11 protein-coding genes are annotated in these 9,275 nt (G+C 67.9%); 5 read left to right on the top strand and 6 right to left on the bottom strand.

Features of this window, described 5'->3' with window-relative positions:
• The first annotated feature begins 211 nt into the window (after positions 1 to 211).
• The 3 genes from OHA18_RS22315 to OHA18_RS22305 all read left to right on the top strand — a co-directional run bounded on the left by OHA18_RS22315 (position 212) and on the right by OHA18_RS22305 (position 3,146).
• Positions 212 to 1,687, top strand: a complete 1,476-nt coding sequence (locus OHA18_RS22315; RefSeq protein ID WP_328997197.1) for an LCP family protein — start codon at positions 212 to 214, stop codon at positions 1,685 to 1,687.
• A 6-nt stretch (positions 1,688 to 1,693) separates the two neighbouring features.
• A complete protein-coding gene (locus OHA18_RS22310) occupies positions 1,694 to 2,698 on the top strand; it encodes a glycosyltransferase family 2 protein (protein WP_442914323.1) in 1,005 nt (334 codons plus the stop codon).
• 274 nt (positions 2,699 to 2,972) lie between these two features.
• Positions 2,973 to 3,146 (top strand): hypothetical protein, encoded by a 174-nt coding sequence (locus OHA18_RS22305; protein ID WP_328997196.1) that lies wholly within the window; start codon positions 2,973 to 2,975, stop codon positions 3,144 to 3,146.
• A 102-nt stretch (positions 3,147 to 3,248) separates the two neighbouring features.
• On the opposite strand, the gene OHA18_RS22300 is transcribed toward OHA18_RS22305, so the two are convergent.
• The 6 genes from OHA18_RS22300 to OHA18_RS22275 all read right to left on the bottom strand — a co-directional run bounded on the left by OHA18_RS22300 (position 3,249) and on the right by OHA18_RS22275 (position 7,458).
• A complete protein-coding gene (locus OHA18_RS22300; protein WP_328997195.1) occupies positions 3,249 to 4,007 on the bottom strand; it encodes an ABC transporter ATP-binding protein in 759 nt (252 codons plus the stop codon).
• Positions 3,994 to 4,884 carry an ABC transporter permease gene (locus OHA18_RS22295; RefSeq protein WP_328997194.1) on the bottom strand — a complete coding sequence of 297 codons (891 nt, stop codon included), beginning with the start codon at positions 4,882 to 4,884 and terminating at the stop codon, positions 3,994 to 3,996. Before OHA18_RS22295 ends, OHA18_RS22300 begins: the two co-directional genes overlap by 14 nt.
• 42 nt (positions 4,885 to 4,926) lie before the next feature.
• Positions 4,927 to 5,628 carry a tyrosine-protein phosphatase gene (locus OHA18_RS22290; protein ID WP_328997193.1) on the bottom strand — a complete coding sequence of 234 codons (702 nt, stop codon included), beginning with the start codon at positions 5,626 to 5,628 and terminating at the stop codon, positions 4,927 to 4,929.
• Positions 5,629 to 5,633: 5 nt separating this feature from the next.
• The gene (locus OHA18_RS22285) at positions 5,634 to 6,317 is read right to left on the bottom strand and encodes a hypothetical protein (protein ID WP_328997192.1); all 684 of its coding nucleotides are present in this window, start codon (positions 6,315 to 6,317) and stop codon (positions 5,634 to 5,636) included.
• 134 nt (positions 6,318 to 6,451) lie between these two features.
• Positions 6,452 to 6,775, bottom strand: a complete 324-nt coding sequence (locus OHA18_RS22280) for an AzlD domain-containing protein (protein WP_328997191.1) — start codon at positions 6,773 to 6,775, stop codon at positions 6,452 to 6,454.
• A complete protein-coding gene (locus tag OHA18_RS22275; protein ID WP_328997190.1) occupies positions 6,772 to 7,458 on the bottom strand; it encodes an AzlC family ABC transporter permease in 687 nt (228 codons plus the stop codon). Before OHA18_RS22275 ends, OHA18_RS22280 begins: the two co-directional genes overlap by 4 nt.
• 68 nt (positions 7,459 to 7,526) lie before the next feature.
• On the opposite strand from OHA18_RS22275, the gene OHA18_RS22270 reads away from it, so the two are divergent.
• Positions 7,527 to 8,081, top strand: coding sequence for a helix-turn-helix domain-containing protein (locus OHA18_RS22270; protein WP_328997189.1), 555 nt, complete (start codon positions 7,527 to 7,529; stop codon positions 8,079 to 8,081).
• 107 nt (positions 8,082 to 8,188) lie between these two features.
• Complete coding sequence (locus OHA18_RS22265; protein WP_328997188.1) at positions 8,189 to 9,265, top strand: ricin-type beta-trefoil lectin domain protein; 1,077 nt, start codon at positions 8,189 to 8,191, stop codon at positions 9,263 to 9,265.
• Positions 9,266 to 9,275: the final 10 nt, after the last annotated feature.

The raw sequence follows: 9,275 nt of genomic DNA, 5'->3' as shown, positions 1-9,275 counted from the left end.
GGCCGGTCTCCATCACAGTTCCGTGAAACCGGCTGCCCACAGGGTCAGAGCAGGGGTTTTCCTGCGCTCCGTGTCAGGACTGCTACTCTTCGTCTCCGGATCCGCCCAGGGTCGAACCAACCTTGCACCCGGCACGTCGTACTGATCGACGGTTGGAGCACGAGGTACGGTCGGCTACAGCCGCCCCCTGTACGGAGAACGGAAGGACGTCATGCCGCAGGAGAAACCAGACCTGCGCAATCTCCGCGAGCCGGTCCGGTTCAAGAGGGCGCTGACACTGCTCTTGATGACGCTGATCCTGCCCGGGTCGGCGCAGATCGTCGCGGGCAGCCGGCGGGCCGGCCGCTGGGCCTGGCGAGTCGTCTTCGGCCTGATCGCGATCATCGTCTTCCTGGTGGTCCTCGGCCTGATCTGGCGCTCGGGGACGATCAACTTCCTGGCCCGGCCGGGGACGTTGCGGCTGGTGCAGATCATCCTGATCGTGCTCGCGGTCGGCTGGGCGGCGCTGTTCATCGACGCGTACCGGATCTCGCAGCCGCTGACGCTCGAGCGCAACCACCGCCTCATCACCAGCATCCTCGACGGCGTGATGATCTTCGTCGTCGTCGGCGCGCTGATCTACGCCAGCGTGATCGTGAACACCCAGCGGGACTTCGTCGCCAGCGTGTTCGGCAGCGGCAAGTCCTCGAAGGCCGAGAAGGGCCGCTACAACGTCCTGCTGATGGGCGGCGACTCCGGCGCCGACCGGATCGGCACCCGGCCGGACAGCATGACGGTGGCCAGCATCGACGCGGACACCGGCCGGACCGTCCTGATCGGCCTCCCGCGCAACCTGGCCAAGGTGCCATTCCCGGCCGGTACGGCGATGGCGAAGCAGTTCCCGGACGGCTTCATCTGGAAGAAATGCGCCGCCGAGTGCCTGCTGAACGCCGTGTACACGTACGCCGCCAACCACAAGGCCCTGTTCCCCGGCGACCCGAACCCGGGTGAGACCGCGACCACGCAGGCCATCGAGGCGGTCACCGGCCTGAAGATCAACTACTTCGTGCTGATCGACCTGGCCGGCTTCCGCGATCTGCTGAACGCGGTCGGCGGGATCACCCTGGACATCGGCAAGCGGGTCCCGATCGGCGGCGGCACCTCACCGATCAAGGGCTACATCGAAGCCGGCAAGAACCAGCACCTGGACGGCTACCACGCGCTCTGGTTCGCCCGGTCCCGGGCCGAGTCGTCGGACTACGAGCGGATGGCGCGGCAGAAGTGCGTGATGTCGGCGATGCTGAACCAGCTGTCGCCGTCGACCGTGCTGACCAAGTTCCAGGGCATCGCCTCGGCCAGCAAACAGGTGGTCAAGACCGACATTCCGGCCAGTGAGCTGGGCACTTTCACCGATCTCGCGCTGGACGCGAAGAAGCTCCCGGTGTCAAGCTTCTCGGCGGTCCCGCCGTTGATCCACACCGGCGACCCGGACTTCGCGCTGATCCGGACCAAGGTCGCCGAGGCGATCGCCAGGTCCGAATCGCTGGACAAGGGCGGCTCAGGAGGAGACGGTAAGACTTCGACCACTCCGCGTAGTACCACCAGCACGACCAAGAAGCCGAGCACCGGAACCACCAAGAAGCCGACTACTTCACCGACCACACCCGCCGCTGGCGTCGACGACGTCGCATCGATCTGTAAGGCCTGACCTGATATGCCGCTGTCCCACTGGCCACCCGTGTCCGTCGTGATGCCCGTGCTGAACGAGGAACGCCATCTCGAGGAGGCGGTCGGCCGCGTCCTCGAGCAGGACTATCCCGGTGATCTGGAGGTCGTCCTCGCGATCGGCCCGAGCAAGGACCGGACCCAGGAGATCGCGGACAAGCTGGCCGAGAAGGATCACCGGATCAGCATCGTGCCGAACCCGACCGGCAAGACCCCGGCCGCGCTGAACGTCGGCATCGCGCACGCCAAGCACGACATCCTGGTCCGGGTCGACGGGCACGGCGCGCTCACCGACGGGTACATCACCCGCGCGGTCGAGGTGCTGGAGGAGAGCGGCGCGGACAACGTCGGCGGCGTGATGGCGGCCGAGGGCCGGACCCCGACCGAGATGGCGGTTGCCTGTGCGTACCGCTCCCGGCTCGGTCTGGGCGCGTCCACGTTCCACCAGGGCGGCAAGGCCGGACCGGCCGACACCGTGTACCTCGGCGTGTTCCGGCGGGCCGCGCTGGAGCGGGTCGGCGGTTTCGACGAGACCATGCACCGGGCGCAGGACTGGGAGCTGAACTACCGGATCCGCAAGACCGGCGGCCTGATCTGGTTCAGCCCGGACCTTTCGGTCACCTACCGGCCGCGCTCGTCGCTGTCGGCGGTGGCCAAGCAGTTCTTCCACACCGGTCAGTGGCGCCGCGAGGTGATCCGCCGGCACCCGGAGACCGCCAGCAAGCGGTACCTGGCTCCCCCGGTCGCCGTCATCCTGCTGGCCCTCGGCACGATCCTCGGCATCGTCGGCGTCGCCACCGGCGCCAACTGGCTGGACCTCGGCTTCATCGCGCCGCTCGGCTACGGCCTGCTGCTGATCTTCGGCTCCGCCATGGAAGGCCGCTACCTCCCCTGGAAGGCCCTCTTCTGGATGCCGCTGGTCTGCGCCACCATGCACGTCTCCTGGGGCCTAGGCTTCCTCATCGGCCTCCGCGAACAACCAAAGGCCGTCTGACCAGCCGGTGGAGATCCCTTCGTCTTGGGGGTTCTCGGCTGGTATGCGAGCGAAGAACCCCCAAGACGGGTGGATATCCACCCTCACCGAATGCAGGTCAGGCCAACAGCGCGGAGCCGGTCCTCGCGCCGCTTCTCCCGGATCAGGATCTCGGGTGATGCGCCGCCGTACTTGAGCGCGCCGTCGAACTCGACCACCGTCTGATACCCGTCGAAGTCGAAGTCGACTCGGGCGATGAGCCCGAGACGATCGCGGTACTCGGTCTGCAGGCGGGGTGGCGCTGTACGCCGGCTACGACACCACCGGATCGGCCGTCCACCCGGGTGACGTGCACGCGGCTGAGGTCGAGGCCCCAGATCGGCAGACCGTGCAGGACCAGCGCCGACTGATGGCCGACGACGACGGTCCCCGGGCGCATCGCGTTCATCACCGCGTGCACTTGCCGTAGGTGCATCAAACGGACGCGTTCCCACGGCGGCAGAACACTCAGGTCGAGCACCTCGGCGTACTGACCGCGTCGGATCTGTTCCCAGCTACTGGTTTGCGCGCCTTAGCCTGCCCGGGTGGAGTTGATGTAGGCGGTGACGACTTCTTCGACGGGGCCGTCGAGTTTCAGGACGCCGGCGTCGAGCCAGAGGGCGCGGTTGCAGGTTTCCTGTACGACGTCGAGGCTGTGGCTGACCAGGAAGACCGTGCCGGCCTGGTCGCGGAGTTCCTTGATCTTGCGTTCGGAGCGGACCCGGAACTCGGCGTCGCCGGTCGCGAGTGCCTCGTCGACGAGCAGGATGTCGTGGGTCTTCGCGGACGCGATCGCGAACTTGAGCCGGGCCGCCATCCCCGACGAGTACGTCGACATCGGCAGGTCGATGAAGTCGCCGATCCCGGAGAACTCGACGATCTCGTCGTACCGGCGCTGGACGTCGGCCGGGGACATGCCCATCGCGAGGCAGCCGAGGACGACGTTGCGGTCGCCGGTGAGGTCGTTCATCATCGCCGCGTTCACGCCCAGCAGCGACGGCTGCCCGCCGGTGTAGACGGCGCCGGCCGCGGGCGGCAGCAGGCCGGCGATCGCGCGCAGCATCGTCGACTTGCCGGAGCCGTTGCGGCCGATCACGCCGATCGCGTCGCCCTTGTACGCCGTGAAGCTGACGCTCTTGACCGCGTGCACCTCGCGGATCGTCGGCCGGTCCTGCCGTTTCAGGATCCGCCGCAGCGCGGTGGCCGCCGTACCCTTGCCGCCCTGGCCGGCGATCACCTTGTAGATGATGTCGAGCCGGTCGGCGATGACCGTTGGTTCAGCCGCGGCCATAGCGGTCCTCCGCCTGCCAGAAGTAGGCGAACCCGCCCGCGAGCATCACGAACGACCAGACGATCGCGATCGTCCACGCGTGCGGCAGCTGGTTCTTCAGGTGTTCCTGGAGCAGCGACCGCCGGACGATGTCGATGTACGCCGAGATCGGGTTGAACGCGAGCACCTGGACGACCCAGCTGGGTGCGTCGAGCTGGGCCAGCTTGCCGGGCAGCGAGAAGAAGATCCCGGACGCGTACAACCAGGTCCGGGTGACGAACGGCAGCAGCTGCGTGATGTCGGAGACGAACGTCCCGATCCGCGCGAAGACGAGCGTGATGCCGATGTTGAACATCATCTGCAGCACCATCGCCGGAACGATCAGGAACCAGCGCCACGCCGGCCCGTCGGTGAATCCGACGACCACGAACAGGATCGCGAGCGAGACCAGCATCTGGTTGAGCTCGTTCAGCACGTAGGCGAGCGGGAGGGTCGCGCGGGGGAAGTGCAGGGTGCGGATCAGCGAGAGATTCAGCGCGAGCGAGCGCGAACCCTCGGTCATGCAGCGCTGCGTGAACGTGAAGACGAAGATCCCGCTGAGCAGGAACGCGACGTAGTTGTCGATGCCGTTCTTGGTGCCGAGCAGCACGCCGAAGGCGAGGTAGTACACCGCGGCGTTGAGCAGCGGGGTCAGCACCTGCCAGATCGAGCCCAGGCGGGCTCCGGCGTACATGGCATAGGTGCGTGCGGTGGCGTAGCTGAGGACGAACTGGCGACGGCTCCACAACTCGCGGAGATACGAGCCGAGCGGGGGGCGGATCGAGCTCTTGGAGAGTCCGTAACGTTCGGCCAAGGCCGCGGGGTCGGTCACCCCGGTCGGCTGTGCGGCGGTGGACATTGCGCCAATGTACTGCGCTGCGTAATCCACTCGTGACGCAGGTCAGTCGACTAAGCGGGCTCTCAGTTTCGCGAGGTCCCCGGCGGTAAGACCACCGTGCCGCAGGTATGCCTCCGCACCGCCGTACTTCGTGTCCAGGTGCCGCAGGATCGCGACGATCGACTCGGCCCGGGTGTCGCGGAACTCGATCATCTCCGGATGCTTGGAGGTGTCGGGCTCCTCGGCCAACTGCTCCTCGAGCCACGGCGCGAGCCGCACCTGGGTGAGGAAGTAGTCGGCGACGATCTCCTCCTCCGGTACGCCGGCCACGCTGAGCGCCAGCGCGACGACCATGCCGGTGCGGTCCTTGCCGCCGTGACAGTGCACCACCACGGCGCCGTCCTCCTCGTCCGCGATCGCCTTCACCGCGGCCGCGAACAGCTCCGGCCGCCGATCGAGCATCCACGTGCACGCCTCGATGATGGTCGGCCGCCCGTGCTCCGGATCGGCCGGATCCTGCAGCGACTGCCGCACCGCCAACGGCGTGCCGGTGAACGGAGTCGGGTACGCCGCAACCTCGCCGTCACCGCGCAGATCGAGGATCCGCCCCACTCCAGCCCGCCGTACCGCCTCGACACCGTCGTCGGTCAGGTACTGCAGGCTCTCCGAACGGATCAGCACGCCGGAACGAATCACACGTCCGTCAGCCGTCGGCAAACCGCCGACATCGCGCGCGTTGCGGCACCCCGGCCAGTCGAGATCCATCGCGGTCACCGGTCCTGGGGGCGGTCCGGGTTCGGACCTGGGTTGTACGGCGGGGGCGGCGGGAAGGTCTGGTTCGGCTGCTGCGGATAGCCCGGCGGCGGATAGTTGCCGGGGGCACCTGGTTGGCCGGGGCCGGCCGGTTGGCCGGGGAACGTCGGCGGGCGGTTGCGGCGGCTCCTGCGGATCGCCCAGATGACCAGGAAGACGATGCCGAGGCCGACGAAGACCAGGAACGAGAAGATGGTGCCGAGGATCGAGATCACGAACGCCAGCACGGACGACTTCGGTCCGGCGGCGTACGTCGCGCTCGTCTCGTCGTCGGTGCACGAGATGCTGTAGACCCCGGCCGGCACGGTCTGCACCGATCGCGCGATGACGTACCAGCTGTCGCCGTTGATCGTGATGGTCTCCGACCCGGTCGGCTCCTTGAGCGGTACGTCGTTGCCGTCCGCGTCCTGTGCCTTGCAGGGCGGGGTCAGCACCGGGACCGAGGAGTAGATCGTCAGCCCCTCCTTCTTCAGCTCGACCCGCCCGGACTCGATCGGCTGCGGCGTCCGCGGCGCGGTCACGACGATCCGCCAGACGAAGAACCCGACCAGGACCGCACCAATCACGAAGCAGGCGATCGCGATCGTAGGCAGAATCGACTTCTTCGGCGCCGCAACAGGTTGGCCGGGCTGCATGCTCATGCCCGCACGCTACCTGCTACGGGGACTGACGGGTGACAGTCAGATCGGCGCAGTAGCCGAACCCGGCGCCCGCCCGCGTGAAGCAGTAGACCGTCGCAGTCCCGAGGCTGCACCAGAGGGAAACAACCCGTCGATCACGGGACGCCGAGGAGGCGTAGGACGGCCGCGGTTGCGGCGGCGGCTACGACGACCAGGACGAACGGGGCCTTGCGCCAGGCGAGGATGCCGCCTACCAGTACGCCGGCCGGACGGGCGATCCCCGCGGGGCCGTGGCCATCGGTCAACGCGGAGGTGGCTACCAGCGCGGTCAGCAGCACGATCGCAGCCACCGCAAGCAGTTGCTGTGCGCGCTCCGGCACCTCGAACCGGCTGCGCAACGCGGGTCCCGCGAACCGCAGCGAAAAGGTGCCTATAGCAAGCACTCCGATACCGACCAGCATCAGCGGGGTGCTCGTCATGAGGCCACCTCCAGGGCGAGCTTCTCGGCGCGGTAGAAGAGGAGGCCGACCAGCGCGAGCAGGACCGGCAGACCGGCGGGCAGGAACGGCGTTGCAGCCAAGGCGATCACGACGCCGACGAACGCCGCCGTACGCGTCGTACGGTCGCGCAGCGCAGGCAGCACCAGCGCCAGCAGCACGGCGGGGAACGCCGCGTCGAGCCCGAAGGCGTCGGTGTCGGTGATCACCGAGCCGGCCAGCCCGCCTACGACGACCCCGATGTTCCAGCAGACGAAGATGCCGACACCGCCGGCCCAGTACGCCGCCCGCTTCTGCTCGAGCTCGTCCTGCCCCATCGCGAACGCGACGTTCTCGTCGGTCATCATGTGGCTCCCGGGGAAGCGACGCCAACCGGTGCCGATCACGTCGCTGACCGCGAGGCCGAACGCGACGTGCCGGCTGTTCACCAGCAGGCCCGCGATCATCGCGGCGATCGGGCTTCCGCCGGCCGCGACGATCCCGACGAAGAGGAACTGCGACGCGCCCGCGAACACCACGATCGACAGCAGGATCGGCACCCACAACGGCAGCCCGCCGCCGACGCTGATCGCGCCGTACGAGAGCCCGACGACACCGTCGGCCAGGCAGACCAGGGCGATGTCGCGGGCGAGTCCCCGGTCGAGTGTTCGCCATATCGAACGCATGGGCATTATGATGAACACCGATCCACCCGTTCGTCAAGCCGAACAACCAGACCGATGGAGCGAACACGATGGACAACAGGGCACCACTGGACGTGATCGCCGCCTCTTTGCGCCGGCACCGGGCCCGGACCGGCCTGTCCTTGACCGAGGTCGCGAAACGCGCCGGCGTCGCCAAGTCCACGTTGTCCCAGCTCGAGTCCGGCACCGGCAACCCGAGCGTCGAAACCCTGTGGGCGCTGGCGGTCGCCCTCGACACCCCGTTCGCAGCGCTGCTCGACCCGCCGCGCCCGAAGGTCCAGATCATCCGGGCCGGCGAGGGCCCGGCGATCTACTCAGACCAGGCCGACTACAGCGCGACCCTGGTCGCGTCCAGCCCGCCGAACGCCCGCCGCGACATCTACCGGATCGTCGCCTCCCCCGGCCCGGGCCGGAAGTCCGAGCCGCACATGCCGGGCGTCGTCGAGCACGTCGTCCTCGGTTCCGGCCGCGCCCTCGTCGGCCCGACCGACGACCCGGTCGAGCTCCTCCCGGGCGACTACATCGCCTATCCCGGCGACCTCCCGCACGTCTTCCAGGCGCTCGAGGAAGGTACGGCCGCCACGCTCGTTTCCGAGCATGTGTAACGTTAACTGCTCACCTCTGGACAACTCCGCGCAACTCTGCGCATCATCAAGTCGAGAGAGCTCTCTGGCCGAAGTCCGCCCCACTTCGCTTGGAGGTAGCACCCCCGATGAGACTCAAGTCCGTACTGCTCTGCGCCCTTCTCGGCCTCGCAGCCGCCCTCGTTCCCGGTAGCGCGTCGGCCGTCGGCGTCACGCCCGGCACGTACGTCAACTACACCTTCGACACCGCGTCGCTCACCCAGGCCGAGTTCCGGATGACGATCAACAACACGCCCGGTCGCGCGAACGTCTACTGGTCCAACCAGTTCGACTTCACCGGCGGCGACGTCGGCGGCTACACCGGCATGCAGACCCATCGCGACGGCGGCGGCATGTTCCTGTACTCGCTCTGGAACTCCACCGACATGCGCGTCGGCGACGCCGGCACGTACTGCATCAAGTTCCAGGAGGACGGCACCGGTGGTAGTTGCCGCCTCGACCAAGCCCCGACACCCGGCCACACCTACGCGTTCGCGGTCGCGAGCGAAGGCAGCGGCTGGTACGGCGTCACGGTCCGCGACCTCACCGCCGGTACGTCGTTCAAACTCGGCAGCCTGCAAACCGGCGCCGGCAACACGATCAGTACGTCGGGAATGGTCAGCTGGACCGAGTACTTCGACTGGAACAACGACAAGGCCACCTGCGACGACGAGCCGTACTCGAAGCTGACGATGAACCTGCCGACCAGCGGCAGCCTCACCGCACACTTCACCGGCAGCTCGGAGAGCACCGGCTGTGCGGCCGACAGCCAGGTCACGCTGAACGGATCGACCGCCGTCCAGGGGAACGGCATCGGCAACTCGGCATCCGGCGACATCCGCGGCAGCGGCGGCTGCCTGGACGTCTCCGGCTCGGACGGTACGACGATCCTGCTGTACAGCTGCACCGGCGGCGACAACCAGAACTGGGTGCATGCGGAGAACAAGACGTTCCACGCCCAGTTCAGCTGCCTCGACGCGAGCGCTACCCAGGCCGGCACCGTGGTCCTCTACAGCTGCCACGGCGGCGCGAACCAGCAGTGGACCCAGCCCGGCGACGGCACCATCCGCGCCAACGGATTGTGTCTGACCGCACCAGGTGCCCTCGGCAATCCAGTAACCGTTGCCTCATGCAACAATTCGGCGGCGCAACGCTGGACGTTCTGACACCGCACGA

It is taken from the genome of Kribbella sp. NBC_00709 (assembly GCF_036226565.1).
Taxonomy (GTDB): Bacteria; Actinomycetota; Actinomycetes; order Propionibacteriales; family Kribbellaceae; genus Kribbella.
This window is presented reverse-complemented; position numbering and strand designations above follow the sequence as displayed.